General features: G+C 63.8%; 14 protein-coding genes and 3 pseudogenes. 10 read left to right on the top strand and 7 right to left on the bottom strand.

What is annotated here, in order from left to right:
• Window positions 1-48: 48 nt before the first annotated feature.
• Complete coding sequence (locus tag ACD578_RS10955; protein WP_404292985.1) at window positions 49-852, bottom strand: DUF72 domain-containing protein; 804 nt, start codon at window positions 850-852, stop codon at window positions 49-51.
• Between the two features lie 179 nt (window positions 853-1,031).
• On the opposite strand from ACD578_RS10955, the gene ACD578_RS10950 reads away from it, so the two are divergent.
• From ACD578_RS10950 to ACD578_RS10935, 4 genes and pseudogenes are all read left to right on the top strand, one after another.
• Entirely contained in the window at window positions 1,032-1,892 is an 861-nt protein-coding gene (locus ACD578_RS10950) for an EcsC family protein (protein ID WP_404292983.1), read from the top strand.
• A 115-nt stretch (window positions 1,893-2,007) separates the two neighbouring features.
• Window positions 2,008-2,279, top strand: a pseudogene (locus ACD578_RS10945) (DNA-3-methyladenine glycosylase); the annotation flags it as partial.
• Window positions 2,280-3,197: 918 nt separating this feature from the next.
• Window positions 3,198-3,572, top strand: a complete 375-nt coding sequence (locus ACD578_RS10940; RefSeq protein ID WP_404292981.1) for a hypothetical protein — start codon at window positions 3,198-3,200, stop codon at window positions 3,570-3,572.
• 367 nt (window positions 3,573-3,939) lie between these two features.
• Window positions 3,940-4,204, top strand: a pseudogene (locus ACD578_RS10935) (GIY-YIG nuclease family protein).
• On the opposite strand, the gene ACD578_RS10930 reads toward ACD578_RS10935, so the two are convergent.
• The 3 genes from ACD578_RS10930 to ACD578_RS10920 form a co-directional block, all read right to left on the bottom strand.
• Entirely contained in the window at window positions 4,183-4,392 is a 210-nt protein-coding gene (locus tag ACD578_RS10930) for a hypothetical protein (RefSeq protein WP_404292979.1), read from the bottom strand. The pseudogene ACD578_RS10935 and the gene ACD578_RS10930 sit on opposite strands and share 22 nt — an antisense overlap.
• A 616-nt stretch (window positions 4,393-5,008) precedes the next feature.
• Window positions 5,009-5,653 (bottom strand): ImmA/IrrE family metallo-endopeptidase, encoded by a 645-nt coding sequence (locus tag ACD578_RS10925; RefSeq protein WP_404292978.1) that lies wholly within the window; start codon window positions 5,651-5,653, stop codon window positions 5,009-5,011.
• A gap of 15 nt (window positions 5,654-5,668) precedes the next feature.
• Window positions 5,669-9,370, bottom strand: a complete 3,702-nt coding sequence (locus ACD578_RS10920) for a vitamin B12-dependent ribonucleotide reductase (protein WP_404292976.1) — start codon at window positions 9,368-9,370, stop codon at window positions 5,669-5,671.
• Between the two features lie 866 nt (window positions 9,371-10,236).
• Between ACD578_RS10920 and ACD578_RS10915 the strand changes: the two are divergent.
• The 5 genes and pseudogenes from ACD578_RS10915 to ACD578_RS10895 all read left to right on the top strand — a co-directional run.
• Window positions 10,237-11,283: pseudogene (locus ACD578_RS10915) on the top strand (calcium-binding protein); the annotation flags it as partial.
• Window positions 11,284-11,370: 87 nt separating this feature from the next.
• Window positions 11,371-11,895, top strand: coding sequence for a hypothetical protein (locus tag ACD578_RS10910; protein ID WP_404293788.1), 525 nt, complete (start codon window positions 11,371-11,373; stop codon window positions 11,893-11,895).
• A gap of 244 nt (window positions 11,896-12,139) precedes the next feature.
• A complete protein-coding gene (locus ACD578_RS10905; RefSeq protein ID WP_404292974.1) occupies window positions 12,140-14,188 on the top strand; it encodes a M10 family metallopeptidase in 2,049 nt (682 codons plus the stop codon).
• A 282-nt stretch (window positions 14,189-14,470) separates the two neighbouring features.
• Entirely contained in the window at window positions 14,471-14,884 is a 414-nt protein-coding gene (locus ACD578_RS10900; RefSeq protein WP_404292972.1) for an NADH:ubiquinone oxidoreductase subunit NDUFA12, read from the top strand.
• A 31-nt stretch (window positions 14,885-14,915) separates the two neighbouring features.
• Complete coding sequence (locus tag ACD578_RS10895; protein ID WP_152713039.1) at window positions 14,916-15,143, top strand: hypothetical protein; 228 nt, start codon at window positions 14,916-14,918, stop codon at window positions 15,141-15,143.
• A gap of 6 nt (window positions 15,144-15,149) precedes the next feature.
• On the opposite strand, the gene ACD578_RS10890 is transcribed toward ACD578_RS10895, so the two are convergent.
• Together ACD578_RS10890 and ACD578_RS10885 are read right to left on the bottom strand one after the other, a co-directional pair.
• Window positions 15,150-15,767, bottom strand: coding sequence for a hypothetical protein (locus ACD578_RS10890; protein ID WP_404292970.1), 618 nt, complete (start codon window positions 15,765-15,767; stop codon window positions 15,150-15,152).
• A gap of 96 nt (window positions 15,768-15,863) precedes the next feature.
• Window positions 15,864-16,871 (bottom strand): SDR family oxidoreductase, encoded by a 1,008-nt coding sequence (locus ACD578_RS10885; RefSeq protein ID WP_404292968.1) that lies wholly within the window; start codon window positions 16,869-16,871, stop codon window positions 15,864-15,866.
• 237 nt (window positions 16,872-17,108) lie between these two features.
• On the opposite strand from ACD578_RS10885, the gene ACD578_RS10880 reads away from it, so the two are divergent.
• On the top strand, window positions 17,109-17,699 hold the full coding sequence (locus ACD578_RS10880; protein WP_404293787.1) for a DUF2155 domain-containing protein: 591 nt from the start codon (window positions 17,109-17,111) through the stop codon (window positions 17,697-17,699).
• 55 nt (window positions 17,700-17,754) lie between these two features.
• On the opposite strand, the gene aat is transcribed toward ACD578_RS10880, so the two are convergent.
• Window positions 17,755-18,426, bottom strand: coding sequence for a leucyl/phenylalanyl-tRNA--protein transferase (gene aat, locus ACD578_RS10875; protein ID WP_404292966.1), 672 nt, complete (start codon window positions 18,424-18,426; stop codon window positions 17,755-17,757).
• Between the last annotated feature and the right edge of the window lie 141 nt (window positions 18,427-18,567).

The raw sequence follows: 18,567 nt of genomic DNA, 5'->3' as shown, positions 1-18,567 counted from the left end.
GTGGGTGAGCCGTCTCGAGATGCGGTAGGCTCGGTTCGCTCGTGCGTGCTAGCAGTCGGCAGCGATCACCAAGCTTCGGGTGGTGAGCGCATCTCCCGTCGCGGCAAACGCCGCCGTGTTGTCGAAGATGCACCACGTTTCAATTCCCGCAGCGGCATTCCGGGCGAGCACCTCTGCTATGGCGGCCAGATATTCCGGACTGTAGGCCGAGTAGTAGATCTTGGGCGAGCCGTGCAGCCGGTAGTACGACAGTCCGCGCCAGCCGCCTGGCTCGTCCGCGCCTGCGACTGGAGCTGGGTCGGCCGCGACACGGGCGATCCGCAGCTCGGTGAGCAGCGCCTCGACTTCGGGCGTGAACCAGGAGGCATGGCGGGGTTCGCAGACGATGCTGCCTTGGACCCGGCTTCTCAGCTCGCTCAGAAAGCGATCAGCGATTCCGCTCTGGAAGCTTAGGCTCGGAGGCAGTTGGACGAGCAGCGGCCCGAGCTTGGGCCCGAGGCCTCCCGCCTCTGACAGGAACCGGTCCAGCAGGTCGTCGACATCCGCCAGCCGGCGCTCATGAGTAATGGCCTTCGGGATCTTCACAGCAAAGTGGAAGTCCTCCGGCACCGATGCGGCCCAGCGCTCATAGGTAGCTGTCCGGTGTGGGCGGTAGAACGAGGAGTTGATCTCCACTGCATTGAGAACAGCGGCATAGCGCTCCAGGTGGGATCCCGCCACGGGGAAGGGGGCGGCATGCTCTCTCGGGATGCTCCACGCCGCGGTGCCGATCCGCACCGCGGCGCCAATTCTGTCCGAGGATGAACATGGTGTGCGGGATATCAGGCGAAGTGTCTCCGGAAGGATGTGCATGCTCCTCTCAGTGCAACCGCCTCGCTGTGCCAACGCAGGTGCCGATCAGCCGTTCCGGCCGTGGGTCCTGGCATTCGCTGGCCGCGCGGGACAAGACAGTGCACTTTCCGTAGGCTGACCAAAGGCCAAATCCATAGGCGGGCCTGTCAGTAGTCGCTCCGGATCCCCAGATGAAGGGCATGAGCCAGGAACTTCGCCGCCAGGAACCGCTTCCAGCGACCGCAGGCCACGCCGCGCCACCCGAGATCGCCCTCTCGGACGAGGACCGCGAGGCTCTGCGGCAGGCCGTGCTCGCGCTCGAGGGGCCGAGCTACGTGGCTCGCCTGTCGGCACTGGCGGGCCGGCCGATCGAACTGCTCGGGCAGGCGCTTCCGGTGCCGGTCTCCGGCGTGATCTCGAAGGCCACCCAGACGGCGCTCACCCGCGCCCTGCGGTATGCGCTCCGGACGATCCCGAAGGAGGGCAGGGATCCCGAGATCCGTGTTCACAAGGCGCTCGCGGTCCTGTCCGGGGCCATGGGCGGCGCGCTCGGCATCTCGGCGGTTTTGGTGGAGCTCCCGATCTCGACCACGATCATGCTGCGCTCCATCGCCCGCATCGCCCAGAGCGAGGGCGAGGACCTTGAGGATCCCGAGACGGTGCTGGCCTGTGTCCAGGTCTTTGCCCTCGGCGGGCATTCCGGTTCGGACAACCTGCACGAGGCCGGCTACTTTGCCGTGCGGGCCGCGATGGCGAAGTCCGTCACTCGCGCCCTGCAGCAGATGGCCGGGCGCGGTGTCGTCGACGAGAGCACCTCGGCCATCGTGCGCCTGCTGGCCCAGATCGGAGCCCGCTTCGGATTGGTTGTTTCGCAGAAGGTCGCCGCCCAGGCGGTTCCGGTTGTCGGGGCGATCGGCGGTGCGGCCGTCAATGCCGCCTTCATCGATCACTTCCAGACTCTGGCCCGCGGGCATTTCACCGTGCGTCGGCTGGAGCGGATCTACGGCAAGGGGACCGTTCGCGCGGCCTATGATCGGATTCGGGCCCAGGAAGGCCTGTGAGCACGCGCGCAGGCCGAAGTCGTCGCGGAAAGCAGAGATCCCGTCGCTGCATGAGAAGGGCCCTGCCTTGGCCACACCCCTGTCGTCTGCGTTCTTCGCCCGGGATGCCGTCACCATGGCCCAGGATCTTGCCGGGGCCACTCTGCTCGTCGATGGAATCGGCGGCGTGATCGTCGAAACCGAGGCCTACACGGGCGACGATCCGGCCTCGCACAGCTTCCGCGGCCCAACCGCACGGAATGCAGCCATGTTCGGTCGGGCCGGGCATGCCTACGTGTACCGGTCTTACGGAATCACTGGCGCCTGAACGTCGTCTGCCTGCCGGGGAGCGCCGTCCTGGTCCGGGCATCGGAGGCAACCGCCGGGCTCGGGATTATGGCGGGACGTTGCTGCAGGGCATGTTCCGGCGCCCGGATGGCTGAGGGGGCGTCATCCTCAGGTTGAGCGTCGCGAGGAAGGGGATCCGACACCTTTCGTCACCTCCCTGGTCATCCTGGCCTGGTCATCCTGGACGGAGCCAGCGATCCGGGATCGCGTGAGGAGCGTGTCGCCTGACCCACAACATTGTCATCCCCGTGCAGGCGGGGATCGAGAATCGCGACGTACCAGGAAAGGGCGGGCCGCGTGACGTCTCCGTCTGCGCCGTCGGCCGTCAGGGATCCCGGGCTCCGCTCAGGCGGCCCCGGGATGACGGTGCCGGGCTGGTTTTCACGCTCCCGGATCGGCCTGCGCCGTTCGGCCTCGTACCCTCAGCCCTCGTACCCTCCGACTGCACCCCGCGCCGTCATCATCGGCCTTGTGCCGGTGATCCCGATGGATCAAAGCGCTGCGCTCGTCCGATCGGGATGGCCGGGACGAGCCCGGCCATGACGGGGGGTGTCTAGGGCGGTGATCCCCATCGAAAAGGCGCAGCGCCTCACCGGACAGGGATGGCCGTCACAAGGCCGGCCATGACGGGAGGGGAGCGACGGGTATCATTCCCGACCGACCAAGGCACTGAGGCGACAAGGATCGCGGCATGCTCGTAAGGGCGCGCCGCGGCTGGCGCTTCGGCCATTGACCCTTCACCACCTTTGCATGTTATCTCAGTGCCGGAGCCGGACGCATTCGGCTCTGGGGCGTGAGAACCCCGTCAGGGCGGCGCAAGCATCCGCCGCAACGATGCCTTCCCAGCCTACGGCCGGGGAGGCGCTGTCGCATGTCCAGGGTGAAAGCCTAAAGGGCAGCGCGGTCGTCCCTGACGGCTTCTCAACTCCCCGGCCACCAGGGTTCCTGGTGGTCGCTTCTCGCAAGGGAGTTGCCGCGATGGACCAGCCGTACAGTATGTGGGCCGATTGGCTCTCCAAGTTTCACAGCTCGCCGCAACTCATCCAAGGATTGTGGCTCGTCGCCGTGCCGCTGACCCTGCTCGGGATCACATGGCTCGTGATGCGCGGCATCGGCGATCTCGTCCGCCTCGCGCGCCGCGAGCGCCGCTGGCGCCGCGAGCGCCGCTGGCGCCGCGAGCGCCGCCATTGGCGCGGCCACCTGATCTACGGCGTGTATCAGGACGGGGAAGGCCGCTGGATGGTCTACTGGCATGGCCGCGCGCCCGAGGCGGTGGACTGGACCAACCCGCCGCCGGAGCTGATCGGACGCGGGACGGTGGTGCAGGGCGTGTTCCGCAGGCCGGAGAGGTGAGGGGGCTCGGCATACCCGCCTCGTCATCATGGGCGTCCCCTCCCTCGTCATGGCCGGGACAAGTCCGGCCATCCACGTCTTCCCGTCCCGGTCAACACCTCGTCATGCCCGCACGTGTTGTGGGCACCCACGTCTTTTTCGCCGCTCCGGTCATGCTCGTCTCCGGACGTGATCCGGGATCGGGCCCATGCACCCACGTCTTCCGTCACCTCACCCGTCATGGCCGGACTTGATCCGGCCATCCATGTCTTGAACTCGCCGCGCAGAAAAAGCCGTGGATACCCGCGACAAGCGCGGGCATGACGATGGAGGAAGAAAAGCAACTGAGTATCATCGTGCCATGCACAAGGGCGGTTGGGTCTACCTCATGACGAACCGGCAGAACGGCACGCTCTACCTCGGCGTGACGAGCGACCTCGCCCGGCGCGCATGGGAGCATCGCGAGAGCCTGATCGACGGCATCACCAAGCAATACGGCCTCACGCGCCTCGTCTGGTACGAATGGCACGACGACATCCGCTTGGCGATCCAGCGAGACGACCATGAAGCACTGGCCCCGCGCCTGGAAGGTCCGCCTCATCCACGCCATGAACCTGGATTGGGACGATCTCTATGAAACGCTGAACCAGTGAGCGCGCATGCGTTTCACATCCGCGTCGTCATGCCCCCGGACTTGATCGGGGATCGTGCCGCGCATCGCCGCCTTTCCACACCGACCGAGACAACGCACCACCGTCATGGCTGCTTCGAACTTGATCCAGGGATCCGTCCCGTCCCGCGCGTCACCGCTCCCCGTCATGGCCGCACTCGTTGCGGCCATCCACGCCTTCAAAGCGCAGTGGATTCCAAGAATTAGATGGCCGGGACGCGCCCGGCCATCCAGGGCACTGCTTAAGCTACTTTTCTGACGTTCCAATTCTCCCGAACATACGTAGCAACTTCAGGTGACAAGTTGTGCCATGCTGCCTGACTGTTAGTTGCATCTACTACGTACAAGCTGTCGTTAGCGTCGATGACGTTTAGCAGCGCATTCCGAGCTTGCTCTGCAGTAAGAGGGCTTTTCACATACCAGAAGGAATAGTGAATCTTCGCCCAGCTTCCCAACTGCATGATTGCTCCCGCAACTTTATCGTATGTCTGCCCCGGGCTGTTGAGGTCATATGAGATATGAAGGTTGTTAGGCATAGTTGGCCTTTTCTGTTGGAACGCAGAAGCTCCGCTGGACGTTGAAAAGGCAAGACGCTAGTTTCCCAGTCCCCACCGGAAAGCGAGTCTCGCTTTTCGTCGCCCCCACAAGTACTTCTACAGCTACTTCGTGGGCATCAAAGCCGAAGCTGTCGCTTCGGCTTTGATGTTTCTAGAATACGGGATTCCGCAAACCAGGAATTCTGATCATGTTCTGTTCCTCGCAATCCACAGGGCTGAACATCATTGGATCAGCCGCGCCTAGTTGTGCTGCCACACGTGCCGCATCTCATAATTTGACCCTCGCAAATCAGATTGAAGCTACCGCACTCCGAGCAAAGTCCCGCCATTGCTTGGCGATTCTCGCGATCCTGTATCTGGGCTAAACGCATCGACGCTGTCGAAGGATCGACGTTGCACATCTCAACGATTGCATCGGTGGAGCGAAGCATCTCGACGATTGCATTGGGCAGCAGGAAATAGAGAGCCCATGTGTTGGCTTGCCACTCGACGGACTGCTCTTTGATGAACCAGCGTTCCTCGTGATCATTGAATGGCGAAAAGCTATTCACTCCATCGCTATGTAGGCGCAGGTGAGCAATCTCATGTGCAACGACGAGGCGGGCGTATCCATTACCATCTTCCGCGGATCGGCGAATCTCCCGTGCAATGTGAAGCTCTAACGGGTTGAACTTCACATATGCAGGATCAGCGGCATCCGTCAGTTCAAAGTACTTGACCGGAACGGAACGGGTAAAGGTCAGCTTGGTCAGGCAATCAAGGATGTCGAACGACAACGTGTTGTCGCGGTATCCGTGCTTGCGTCGCACCTTCAAGGCGTCTTCCGCAAGCTGTCCTTCACTCCACTGATGTCGAGCCTTGAAGTCCTGCCCCATTGAAGGGTGCTCCTATTAAGAGCACCCCGTCGTGCTGCCACATGTATCACATTTTAAGCATGTACCATTCCGCACCAGCGTGAAGTTGGCGCATTCGGGGCAGGATTCGCCGACATAGCCCTTCATCTTGGCCTCGGCGCGCCGGTCGGCGACCGAAGGTGCCGCGAAGGCGAGCTTGGACATTTCGGCTTCGCCGACCTTCTCCTCCATCGGAGCGGCCGCGGGAGCGAGTTCGCCCTTCAGGGCGTTCGCGCCGACGGTGAGACCGGGGGAGCGCTGAACACTGCCTCCGGCGCTGCCGCCACCGCCCGGGATCAGCATGAGGCGGTCGGAATTGCCGCGCACGAAGCCGCGGGACACGATGGCCGTGGCGGGGGCGGGCTCCGGCGCCTTCGACTGGGCCTCGCCCGAGCCGATGGTGGTGGGGCCTGCTTCCGACGGGTCGACATGGGCGAGGTCGTTGCGGGAGAGATACGAGACCGCGAGCTCGCGGAACACGTAGTCGAGGATCGAGGTCGCGGACTTGATGCGCTCGTTGCCCTGGACGAAGCCCGCCGGCTCGAAGCGCGTGAAGGTGAAGGCCTCCACGTATTCCTCCAGCGGCACGCCGTATTGCAGGCCGAGCGAGATCGCGATGGCGAAGTTGTTCATCATCGCCCGGAAGGCGGCGCCTTCCTTGTGCATGTCGATGAAGATCTCGCCGAGGCGTCCGTCGTCGTACTCGCCCGTGCGCAGGTACACCTTGTGGCCGCCGACGACGGCCTTCTGGGTGTAGCCCTTGCGGCGGTCGGGCATCTTCTCGCGGTCGCGCAGGGCCACCACGCGCTCGACGATCTTTTCGACGATCTTTTCCGACACGTGGGCTGCTTTTGCTGCGGCCGGCATGGCGGTCAACGCTTCCACCGCGTCCTCCGCATCCTCCTCCTCATCGGCGATGAGAGCGGAGTTGAGCGGCTGCGAGAGCTTGGAGCCGTCGCGGTAGAGGGCGTTCGCCTTGAGCGCCAGCTTCCAGGACAGCATGTAGGCGTTCTTGCAATCCTCGACGGTGGCGTCGTTGGGCATGTTGATGGTCTTGGAGATCGCACCCGAGATGAAGGGCTGCGATGCCGCCATCATGCGGATGTGGCTCTCGACCGAGAGATAGCGCTTGCCGATCTTGCCGCACGGGTTGGCGCAATCGAACACCGCGTAATGCTCGGTCTTCAGGAAGGGGGCTCCCTCGAGAGTCATCGCTCCGCAGATGTGGATGTTCGCGGCCTCGATGTCGGCCTTCGAGAAGCCGAGGAACGAGAGCAGGTCGAAGGACGGATCGTTGAGCCTGTCGGCCGGCACCTTGAGCGTGCCGATGAGGAAGTCCTCGCCGAGCGTCCAACGGTTGAAGACGAACTTGATGTCGAAGGCCGATTTCAAACCTTTCTCCACCGCGTCGATTTTCTCGTCGGTGAAGCCCTTGGAACGCAAGCTGCCCGGGTTGATGGCAGGAGCCTGCTTCATGGAGCCGTGGCCGACCGCATAGGCCTCGATCTCGGCGATCTCATGCTCGCGGTAGCCGAGCGCGCGCAGCGCGTCGGGCACCGCCCGGTTGATGATCTTGAAGTAGCCGCCGCCGGCGAGCTTCTTGAACTTCACGAGCGCGAAGTCGGGCTCGATGCCGGTGGTGTCGCAATCCATCACGAGGCCGATCGTGCCGGTGGGCGCGATCACGGTGGATTGCGCGTTGCGGTAGCCGTTCTTCTCGCCGAGCTCGAGCGCCTTGTCCCAGGCGGATTTCGCATGGGCGACGAGATCCGCATCGGGGCAGGAGGCATGATCGAGCGGGACCGGGTTGACGGCGAGGCCCTCGTAGCCGGCCGCCTCGCCATGCGCCGCGCGGCGATGGTTGCGGATCACGCGCAGCATGTGCTTCGCGTTGGCCTTGTAGTTCGGGAACGGCCCGAGTTCGCCCGCCATCTCGGCCGAGGTGGCATAGGACACGCCGGTCATGATCGCCGTGAGCGCGCCGCCGAGCGCACGGCCCGCATCGCTATCGTAGGGCAGGCCCATGGTCATGAGCAGGCCGCCGATGTTCGCGAAGCCGAGGCCGAGCGTGCGGTACTCGTAGGAAAGCTGCGCGATCTCCTTCGACGGGAACTGCGCCATCATCACGGAGATCTCGAGCACCACCGTCCAGAGGCGGCAGGCATGCTCGAACGAGCCGGCGTCGAACTTGTGGTTCTTCCGGTCGAAGAACTGCAGCAGGTTGGCGGAGGCGAGATTGCACGCCGTGTCGTCCAGGAACATGTATTCCGAGCAGGGATTCGACGCCCGGATGCGGCCACCGGCGGGGCTGGTGTGCCAGTCGTTCATGGTGGTGTTGAAGTGCAGGCCCGGATCGGCCGAGGCCCAAGCGGCGTGGCCGATCTGCTCCCACAGGTCGCGCGCCTTCAGGGTCTTCACGACCTTGCCGTCCTTGCGGGCGGTGAGGTGCCAGTCGGCGTCGTTCTCCACCGCGCGCAAAAAGTCGTCGGTGAGCGAGACGGAGTTGTTGGAGTTTTGGCCCGACACCGTCAGGTAGGCTTCCGAATCCCAATCCGTATCGTAGATCGGGAAGTCGATGTCGGTGTAGCCCTGGCGCGCGAACTGGATGACGCGCTTGATGTAGTTGTCCGGGATCATCACCCGGCGCGCCAGCTTGATCTCCTTCTTCAGGGCCGGATTCTTCTCCGGATCGAAGCAGGCATCGCCTTCGGCCTCGCAGTTCACGCAGGCCTTCATGATGGCCTTGAGGTGCTTGTTCCCGAGCTTGGAGCCGGTGACGAGCGCCGCGACCTTCTGCTCCTCCTTCACCTTCCAGTCGATGTAGCTCTCGATGTCCGGGTGATCGACGTCGACCACGACCATCTTGGCCGCGCGCCGCGTGGTGCCGCCGGACTTGATCGCGCCGGCGGCGCGGTCGCCGATCTTGAGGAAGCTCATGAGGCCGGACGAGCGTCCGCCGCCGGAGAGCTTCTCGCCTTCGCCGCGCAGCTTGGAGAAGTTGGAGCCGGTGCCGGAGCCGTACTTGAACAGGCGCGCCTCGCGGACCCACAGGTCCATGATGCCGCCCTCGTTCACCAGGTCGTCCTCGACGCCCTGGATGAAGCAGGCATGCGGCTGCGGGTGCTCGTAGGCCGACTTCGACTTGGTCAGCTTGCCGGTCTTGTAGTCCACGTAGAAGTGGCCCTGGCCGGGACCGTCGATGCCGTAGGCCCAGTGCAGGCCGGTGTTGAACCATTGCGGGGAGTTCGGCGCCACCATCTGGTTGGCGAGCATGAAGCGCAGCTCGTCATAGAAGGCCTGGGCGTCCTCCTCGGAGGAGAAATAGCCGCCCTTCCAGCCCCAATAGGTCCAGCAGCCGGCAAGGCGGTCGAAGACCTGCTTGGAGGAAATCTCGGAGCCGAGGCGCTGATCCTCGGGCAGCTGGCTAAGCGCCGCCTCGTCGGGCACGGAGCGCCACAGCCAGCTCGGGACGTCGTTTTCCTCGACCTTCTTCAGGCGGGCGGGAACGCCGGCCTTGCGGAAGTACTTCTGGGCCAGCACGTCGGAGGCCACCTGACTCCAGGTCTCCGGCACCTCGATGTTCTCGAGCTTGAAGACGACCGAGCCATCCGGGTTGCGGATCTCGCTCGTGGCGAGCCGGAAGGCGAGGGAGGAATAAGGCGATTGGCCGGTTTTCGTATAACGCCGCTCGATCCGCATAGGTCACATTCCTAAGTACTGGGGACAAACGTCCCCATGGCCGCGATTTGCCCCGCAGCTCATCAGCCCACAATGATTGTTCGACGCCCCAACGATCCATTCTTCCGGATCGCCACACGCAACACGCCCGAGTTACGGCCTCCATCAGGCGTCACGGGTCGCGCGGCAACGGATTGCCACGGGGCTCTGACGCTTACTCTGGGGAGGTTTCAACCGCCCTTTTCAGGTCGGTCGCCGGTCTCTGGTCGGTACCCCGGCAAGCTAGTCGTGTTGCGAGCCTTACGTCAAGAACTTGTGTCGCGGCTCACGGTTCCAACTATATATAGTGTGAAGAGTGTTAAGAATGTGGAAAACTAGCTAAGCCACAGAGACTCCTCTGAGAATCCGTTCCGGGATTCTGCAATGGCCAAGCCTGGTCGTCCCAGAGTCGTGTCGAAAAGGCACGCGATGTTGTGCCGGCGCATCAATCGAGGCCGGGACGAGCGGAGCCATGGAAAATCCTTGGAAGCGCCGAAATCCAAGGGATTCCGCGGATTCGGGCGCTGGATCGTCTCGGACGAATCGAGCGCGTCAATTCTGATTCCTGCAATCAGGGAAGGATCTTCCATCAGCCTGCGGCAGGTCTCGGTCATACCGAGCTTGTTAAAGAAGACGTCGAGAGGCAAGTCGCGGTTCGAGACGTGAGCCATGGTGTGCAGGTCGTGCATCGGTGCGTCCGTTTGGCGCCCCGCGTGACGGCGCATTGGCGGCACAGGTTAAAGCGGCGCCTGCAACAGGACCAAAGCCTCTCGTTGATATCGGCCCATCGAACAGAGCCACTCGCCTCCGGACACTTGAGCTTTTATTGAAACAACATATCATATCATATGCGGGAGGACTGCAGGATCTTTCTGCTGCAGAGAGGAGAACGAAACGTGGCATTCAATCTTTGGGAAGAGATGGAGAATCTTGAGCAGCGGGTGCTTGCCGGTACGGTATTGGCCGGAACCACCGTCATTGGCGGGCCGACCGATGGGGGTAGCACCGGATCCGGCGGCGGGTCTGGCGGGAGCACCGGGGGAGGCTCCGCCGTAACGCGCGTCGATCAGATTCAGATCGGAAGCAAGGTCTATGACGTGTACGAACTCGGCGGCCATCGATATGCCGTCGATCCCGAGCATCCCAACTCTGCTACTGTTTTTCGTCTTGAAACAGGTGCCAATGGCGTAGAGATGGCTTCCCCTGACTTCACCTTCCACAGCCGTTATCAGCTCATGGAGCCGATCTACGGATCTGGGGGTACCGACGGCGGCGGCGGGACTACCGGCGGCAGTGATGGTGGAACCTCAGGCGGCAGTGATGGTGGAACCTTAGGCGGCGGAAGAATTGACGGTGGAACGACCGTTCAACAGACCAATGTCGTCTTCAAGTTGGCAGACGGCAGCTATTCCACCGCTGCGGTCACGGTCGGCACGATCGGCAACGATTCTCTCCACCAGGCCGGCTTCGTCTTCGGTGGGACGGGTGACGACAGCATCATCGGCTATGGTAGCAACGATGTGATCGACGGCGGCGTCGGCAACGACTGGCTCGATGGCGGTGCCGGGGCTGACCTGATCGACGGCGGCGAGGGCTGGGACGTGGTCTCCTACATGAGCGCCACCGGTGGTGTCACCGTCGACCTGACCAGCAATGCGAACAGCGGGGCGGCTTCCGGCGACACGATCCTCAACATGGAAGTGCTGCAGGGCTCGAACTTCGCCGACATGTTGACCGGCCTCGACCGTGGCGGCGGCAGCGGTGTCCAGCTCTACGGCGAGGGTGGCGACGACGGGCTCACCGGCAAGGCCGGCGGCGATGCCCTGTTCGGCGGCGCCGGCAACGACTGGCTCGACGGCGGGCCGGGCGGCGACATCCTCGACGGCGGCGCCGGCTGGGACGTGCTGTCGTACCAGAGCGCCACCAGCGGGGTGGTGGTCGACATGACCGGCAACGCCAACGGCGGCGCGGCTACTGGTGACGTGATCTCCAACATCGAGGTGCTGCAGGGCTCGAACTTCGCCGATACCCTGACCAGCCTCGACCGCGGCGGCGGCTCGGGCGCGCAGCTCTACGGCGAGGGCGGCCACGACACGCTGCTCGGCCGGGCCGGCGGCGATTATCTCTTCGGCGGGGCCGGCAACGACCTGCTCGACAGCGGCTTCGGCGGCGACGTGCTCAACGGCGGGACCGGAGCGGACACGTTCCGGTTCTCGACGGCGCTCGGGGCCGGCAACGTCGACACGGTGCAGGACTTCTCGGGGGCCGAGGGCGACCGGATCGTGCTGAGCCGGAGCGTGTTCGCGGCGGCAGGCTATGATGCTCTGGCGGGCTCGGCCTTCACCCTCGGGGCTGCGGCGAGCACGGCGGCGCATCGCATCGTCTACAACCAGAGCACGGGCGATCTGTTCTACGATGCCGACGGAGCGGGGGCGGGTGCGGCGATCAAGTTCGCCGTGATCGCCAACCATCTGCAGCTCAGCGCCTCAAGCTTCCAGATCCTGTAAGCGGTCCGGCGGCAGGCTTAGGTCCAGTACGCAACAACCGCACGAGCACGGCGCTGAGAACGAGCGATCTGCAGGTGGTGTGCAGCCGGCCACCACAACACACCCATGACAAACACTCGAGGTGCGGCCGCAAGCTGCGCCTCGTCTCATGTGAGGCTGAAAGGGTCACGTCCATTCAGCGCGTCCCCACACGTCCTAGTTGCTTTTGAAGCAACGTTATTTAGTTTTGCTTGCATCCCGCACGATGCACAAGGAAACACCCATGGCTCTCGCTAACAACACCTACGCCCTCCTCTCAGGCAATTCCTGGTCCACTCCCGTCCTCGGCTATTACTTTGCAGATTCCCTGGACGCTTATCGCTACAAATATTGGTTCATGGATGGTTTCGCACCCGTCGGAGCCGGGATCCAGCAAGCGGTCCGCAACATTCTGCAAGGGCCTACGTCCGCGCCCCAGTCCGGGGATTACACGACACTCACCTCCGTGAGTGCCGTGGCCAATCTCCTTTTCTATTCGACGGGCAGCTCACGTTCCGACATCGCAGTCGGGCGATCGTCACAGCTGGAACGGCCGACGGGCTATTATCCGGAAGCGGCCCCGTCCGATGGGCACGCCGGCGACGTTTGGCTGCACGACGGCGTCACGTCAGGAGGGGTAGAAACCTATAGTTACCACACGCTTCTGCATGAGCTGGGTCATGCGCTCGGGCTCAAGCACGGTCATGAACAGGGTAATACCCACAATCCCTTCGTTCTCACCCCCGATCGTGACTCCATAGAATTCTCGGTCATGACCTATAAAGAGTATATCGGCGATGACGATCCCGAGGGTAACAGTGCTGCGATCTTTCCTCAAACCTTGATGATGTATGACATCGCGGCCCTGCAATATCTCTATGGCGCCAACTTCGACACCAACAGCACGGACACCGTCTACAAGTGGACGCCTGAGAGAGAAACCTTCGTCAATGGTGTCCAGGTCGGCTACGCCTATAATATTTTCATGACGGTGTGGGACGGCGGCGGCATCGACACTTACGACTTCAGCAGCTTCGATCTGGGGATGACGATCGACCTAAATCCTGGAGCGTGGTCGATCGTTTCAACCCGTCAACTCGCGCCGCTTGGCGATAATAAATTTGCCCAGGGCAATATTTTCAATGCGCTGCAGTACAATGATGATCCCCGCTCTCTGATCGAAAACGTCATCGCCTCCTTTGCAAACGACAGGATCATCGGAAACACCGCTGACAATCGGCTCGATGGCGATTACGGCAAAGACAGTTTGTCGGGCGCTTCGGGGAACGATACCCTCATCGGAGGTGTCGGCAACGATTGGCTCGATGGCGGCGCCGGCGCCGACCTGATGGATGGCGGTGCGGATTGGGACGTGGTGTCGTATCGGAGCGCCACGAGCGGCGTGACGGTGGATCTCACCACCAACCTCAACGGCGGCGCGGCGGCCGGCGACAAGATCCTCAACGTCGAGGTGCTTCAGGGCACGAACCACAACGACCTGCTCATCGGCATCGACCGCGGCAACGGCCATGGCGTGCCGCTCTACGGCGAGGGCGGCGACGACGGGCTCACCGGCAAGGCCGGCGGCGATGCCCTGTTCGGCGGCGCCGGCAACGACTGGCTCGACGGCGGGCCGGGCGGCGACATCCTCGACGGCGGCGCCGGCTGGGACGTGCTGTCGTACCAGAGCGCCACCAGCGGGGTGGTGGTCGACATGACCGGCAACGCCAACGGCGGCGCGGCCACTGGTGACGTGATCTCCAACATCGAGGTGCTGCAGGGCTCGAACTTCGCCGATACCCTGACCAGCCTCGACCGCGGCGGCGGCTCGGGCGCGCAGCTCTACGGCGAGGGCGGCCACGACACGCTGCTCGGCCGGGCCGGCGGCGATTATCTCTTCGGCGGGGCCGGCAACGACACACTCGACAGCGGCTTCGGCAGCGACGTGCTCAACGGCGGCGCGGGGGCGGATACCTTCCGGTTCTCGTCCAGTCTCGGGGCCGGCAACGTCGACACGGTGCAGGACTTCTCCGTGGCCGAGGGTGATCGGATCGTGCTCGGCAGCGCCGTGTTCATGGATGTGGGCACGGGAGCGCTCTCGAGCGCCTATTTCAACCTGGGCGCGGCCACAAGCTTCGATCATCACATCCTGTACGATCAAGGCACCGGCGAGCTGTTCTACGACATCGATGGCTCGGGTGGCGTCGCGGCGATCAAGTTCGCCGCCGTGAGTGCAGGCACGGCGCTCAGCGCCGTGAACTTCTTCGTCGTATGAGCCGTCCGGCCTAAAGGCAGGAGCCGGCAAGTCGCAATCCCAAGACTGCGGCCCAGACAAAGACGCGGCGTGGCTCACGAGGCCACGCCTTTCTCATGAGATGAGCCCTGTCTTTGATTGCGGACAGGCGCAAACCCGGCGTAGGGCCGGTTGAGGGGATCGTATCCGAGCCGCTTCAACGCTGGGCCGGGCAGGGGTGCCGGGGCATCTTTGCCCTGGACTTCCCTGCGCGCTATAGCCATATTCCGCCAAAATTGATGGACCCCACCGGCAGCAGCAGCGATGAAACAGTTTTGGACCCAGTTCTTTACCTGGTGGAACGGACAGACCATCGGCACGCGATTCTTCACGTGGCGCAAGGGGCAGTTCGTGGGTGAGGACGAGTTCGGCAACCGCTACTACCGCTATACCCAGGCTGAGGCGATCGACTCGAATGTGGGCGCCGAGCGCCGCTGGGTGGTCTACAACGGCTATGCCGATGCTTCGAAGGTGCCGCCCGGCTGGCGCGCCTGGCTCTGCCATAATGGCGATGTGCCTCCGAGCGAGGAGACCTACAAGCCGCATTCCTGGGAGAAGCCCTACGTGCCCAACATGACCGGCACAACCCAGGCCTATCGTCCGCAGGGCTCGAGCCTCTCGGCCGGGAAACGTCCCGCTGCCACCGGCGATTACGTGCCGTGGACGCCAGGGGAGTGAGGCTCCAAAGAGCCTCGCTTCGACAAATGTCATGCTGAAACGAACTCAAGCCCGTACCTGCGTCGAGTGTGGCCTCGCCTATGGCCACCCCGATTTCAGCTACCATTACGGCCGAACCGAGAACGGCCCGTCCTACTGGTCGGATCGCGGGCTTCTGTGCTCCCATGCCTGCTCCCTCGCTCATTTCGAGCGGCGCGAGAAGGAGGGGGACCCCATGACGGAGCCCGCTTCGAATCCCCTGGAGCAGGATTGGTCCTGACCGGGTTCAGCCCTTCGGATGAAAATAGGACTGGCGCCGCATGACGGCCTCGGCGAAGAGGCCGAAGGCCTGGATGACATGGCCTTGCGGTACCTCGATCCCGCGCGCGACGCCTGAACCCTTCAGAACACCGCCACGCTCATCCGGCTCGGGATCGCGATAGGTCCCGCCATCGCCCAGGATGCAGTTCTGGCAGCGGATGGGGCCGAGGATCTGAGCGCCCCGGCCGATTCGATTCGACAGGGTCAAAGAGCCTCCGCCCAGGAGCCTGGCCCCGTCCCCGATTTCGATGGTCTCGCCGGCGCCGGCCTTGAGGGTGAAGCCGCCTTCCTCTCCGATCTCAGTCCCGGCGCCGACCGTGACCGATCCGCCCGACGCGACGATCCGGGTTCCGGGAAAAAGGTTGGTTCCCGGGCCGATCGTGATGCGGCCGCCAGCGGAAATCTGGAGACTGACGTTGGGCCAGAGAACCACGTCTTCCGCGAGCCGCACATCGCCCGAGACCAGCACCGAGCCCGGATCCAGCAACATGACGCCGAGGCGGGAGAGAGCGATCGTTTCCGCTTCGGACAAGAAGCCAAAACGCTCGCGGGCAGCGTCGCCCGACCTGTGAGGCTCGTGCATGGTGTCTTTGCTCCCGTCGCCCGGTGAAGCGGATACCTTAGCTGTACGGGGTCAGGGACGCATAGCCTTGTCCGCAGGCACAGATGGCAATCCCCTCTATGGCTGGCCACTGCCTCCGGCGGCGCCGTAGACCTGCCCGGTCGCATAGCTCGCATCCGCCGCGGCGAGCTGGACGTAGATCGAGGCCAGTTCGACAGGCTGACCGGGGCGACCGAGGGGCGTGTCTCCCCCGAATTGCTGCAGCTTCTCCTGTGTCGCGCCGCCGCTGACCTGGAGGGGCGTCCAGATCGGTCCAGGTGCGACGCCGTTGACGCGGATGCCCTTCGGTCCGAGCTGCTTCGCCAGCGACTTGGTGAAGTTCATCATCCCCGCCTTGGTCATGGCGTAGTCGACGAGATTGGCCGACGGATCATAGGCCTGCTCGGAGGTGGTCTGGATGATGGCCGATCCCGGCGTCAGGTGCGGCAGGGCGGCCTTCGTCAGCCAGAACATGGCATAGATGTTGGTCTTGAAGGTTGCGTCGAAGTCCTCCGACGTGATGTCCAGGAGCGATTGCCGCTGCTGCTGGCGGGCGGCGTTGTTGACGAGAATGTCGAGCCCGCCGAGCTCCCGCACCGCATCCGCCACGATGCGGTTGCAGAGGGCCTCGTCGCGGATGTCGCCGGGAAGCGCCACGGCGATCCGGCCTTCCTTCTTGATCAGGTCGATCACCTCCCGCGCATCGAGCTCCTCGTCCGGGTGATAGCTGATGGCGACATCGGCACCCTCCCGGGCGAAGGCGATGGCGGCGGCCCGGCCCATGCCCGAATCGCCCCCGGTGATCAGCGCCTTCCGGCCCTGCAGCCGTCCCGACCCCTTGTAGCTCGTCTCGCCGTGATCGGGCCGCGGCTCCATCTGACCGGCCAGGCCCGGCCATGGCTGCGACTGCGAGCGGAACGGCGGCTTCGGGTATTTCGTGGTGGGGTCGTCCTTGGCCGTTGCGCTGCCCGAGGGGGTGCCTGCGGTCTGGGCGCTGGCCGAGCCTGCTGCTGCCGAGGCGAGACCGGCCGCTGCCCCACCCATCACCCCGCGCCGGGAAATCGAATTGCCGTCACTCTGGTCCATGTCCAGCTTTCCGTCATTGATCCAGCCCCGTTAACAGGCGGCAGGGCGTGGGGTTCAGAAATTTCTCTGACGTTCTCCTGAGGGAGATCCCGACATTCGCGTGGATCTCCTGGGGCTTCTTTCCCGGCTTGCCCTTTTTCCATCTTGGTTCGCGTGTTATCGCGTTGCCGGGACAAGGGGTTGCGGCCGGTCAGGCCGGACAGGAACCGCCAAATCGGACTTGGCTTGGATCATATGATGAAACTCGGATGGACGCGGGCGACTTTCGTGCTCGCATCGGTAATCGGCGGCCTCGGTACGGCTCAGGCGGACCGGATCAAGAATCCCACGGCCGTCTTCTCGGGGCTCGACAAGATCACCGGGCGCATCGTGTCGTTCGAGGTCGGGATCGACGAGACCGTGCAGTTCGGCGCGCTGCAGATGACCCCGCGGGTCTGCTTCACCAAGCCGCCGACGGAAACGCCGAACACGACTTCCTTCATCGAGGTCGACGAGCCCGCCACCGACGGAAAGACCAAGCGGGTTTTCTCGGGCTGGCTGTTCGCCGCAAGCCCGGGCCTGCACGGTCTGGAGCATCCGGTCTACGACATCTGGCTCGTCGACTGCAAAGGCGGCACGGAGGTGATTGCCGAGCCGAAGGAGACGCCCGAGGAACTGCCGCCGATCCAGGATACCGCTCGGGCGCCGAGCGATGCAGGACGGCCGGGCGACATCATGGCGCCCACCGGCACCACGGCGCCGCGCCCGCCTGCCGTCGAGACTGCACCTCTGCGCCAGCCGGCACGGCGCCAAGGTCCCGCGGCGCCGATCATCAACACGGATCGCTAGGGTACGGACCCACTTTTCGCTGACGCGGACCTTTGGTTCCGCACGATGCGCCAGGTCAAGTGGCGATGGCCGCGAGCGCTTCCTCACCGCTGACGTTCTTGCCTCTCGGCCAGGAATTCCAGTTCGCGGCATGCTCCATGGCATTGCGCAGCATCTGCTTGTAGCTGCGCCTGGGCACCTCCATGGCGCCGAACTGTGCCAGATGCGAGGTCACGAACTGGGTGTCCAGAAGCGAGAACCCGCCCCGGCGCAGCCGGGCCACCAGGTGAACGAGGGCGACCTTGGAAGCATCCCGTTCGGTGTGGAACATGCTCTCGCCGAAGAAAGCCCCGTTGAGGCGCACGCCATAGAGGCCGCCGACGAGGCGATCGTCCCGATAGACCTCCACCGTATGACAATAGCCGGCATCGAAGAGTTCGCCGTAGAGCTCGCGGATGCGCCGGCTGATCCAGGTCTTCTCCCTGTCCACGCCGGGGGCGGCGCAGCCGGCGACCACCCCGTCGAAATCCTGGTCGACCCGGATCTCAAACTGGTCCGAGCGGACCGTACGGGCCAAGCGCTTGGAGATGTGAAAATTGTCGAGAGGAATGATCCCCCGCTCACGCGGCTCGACCCAGAAGAGTGAGGGGTCGTCCGCATCTTCCGCCATGGGAAAGATGCCAGCCGCATAGGCTTTCAGCAGGATGTCGGGGGTAATCTCGATCGCGTGGTCGGGAGACCGGGTCATTCACTCACTTATCCGATCATTCGGGTTATCCTTCATAGAATAGGATAACTGAGACGCGAAGTCAGATTGGTCTTAGGTAGATTTTGCCGAGTTGGTGGATCTCTTCGTCCGTCTTCTCAGCCTTGGTTGCGAGACGCCATG

Origin of the sequence: Microvirga sp. RSM25 (assembly GCF_044784385.1) — a bacterium.
Classification (GTDB): Bacteria; Pseudomonadota; Alphaproteobacteria; order Rhizobiales; family Beijerinckiaceae; genus Microvirga; species Microvirga tunisiensis.
This window is presented reverse-complemented; position numbering and strand designations above follow the sequence as displayed.

What these genes read in the sequence shown, in the direction of transcription:
- ACD578_RS10940 (WP_404292981.1), top strand. Translation starts at nt 3,198, where the DNA reads ATGGACCAGCCGTACAGTATGTGGGCCGATTGGCTCTCCAAGTTTCAC.
- ACD578_RS10955 (WP_404292985.1), bottom strand. Translation starts at nt 852, where the DNA reads ATGCACATCCTTCCGGAGACACTTCGCCTGATATCCCGCACACCATGT.
- ACD578_RS10900 (WP_404292972.1), top strand. Translation starts at nt 14,471, where the DNA reads ATGAAACAGTTTTGGACCCAGTTCTTTACCTGGTGGAACGGACAGACC.
- ACD578_RS10890 (WP_404292970.1), bottom strand. Translation starts at nt 15,767, where the DNA reads ATGCACGAGCCTCACAGGTCGGGCGACGCTGCCCGCGAGCGTTTTGGC.
- ACD578_RS10905 (WP_404292974.1), top strand. Translation starts at nt 12,140, where the DNA reads ATGCACAAGGAAACACCCATGGCTCTCGCTAACAACACCTACGCCCTC.
- ACD578_RS10880 (WP_404293787.1), top strand. Translation starts at nt 17,109, where the DNA reads ATGAAACTCGGATGGACGCGGGCGACTTTCGTGCTCGCATCGGTAATC.
- ACD578_RS10930 (WP_404292979.1), bottom strand. Translation starts at nt 4,392, where the DNA reads ATGGCCGCAACGAGTGCGGCCATGACGGGGAGCGGTGACGCGCGGGAC.
- ACD578_RS10920 (WP_404292976.1), bottom strand. Translation starts at nt 9,370, where the DNA reads ATGCGGATCGAGCGGCGTTATACGAAAACCGGCCAATCGCCTTATTCC.
- ACD578_RS10925 (WP_404292978.1), bottom strand. Translation starts at nt 5,653, where the DNA reads ATGGGGCAGGACTTCAAGGCTCGACATCAGTGGAGTGAAGGACAGCTT.
- aat (WP_404292966.1), bottom strand. Translation starts at nt 18,426, where the DNA reads ATGACCCGGTCTCCCGACCACGCGATCGAGATTACCCCCGACATCCTG.
- ACD578_RS10885 (WP_404292968.1), bottom strand. Translation starts at nt 16,871, where the DNA reads ATGGACCAGAGTGACGGCAATTCGATTTCCCGGCGCGGGGTGATGGGT.
- ACD578_RS10895 (WP_152713039.1), top strand. Translation starts at nt 14,916, where the DNA reads ATGCTGAAACGAACTCAAGCCCGTACCTGCGTCGAGTGTGGCCTCGCC.
- ACD578_RS10950 (WP_404292983.1), top strand. Translation starts at nt 1,032, where the DNA reads ATGAGCCAGGAACTTCGCCGCCAGGAACCGCTTCCAGCGACCGCAGGC.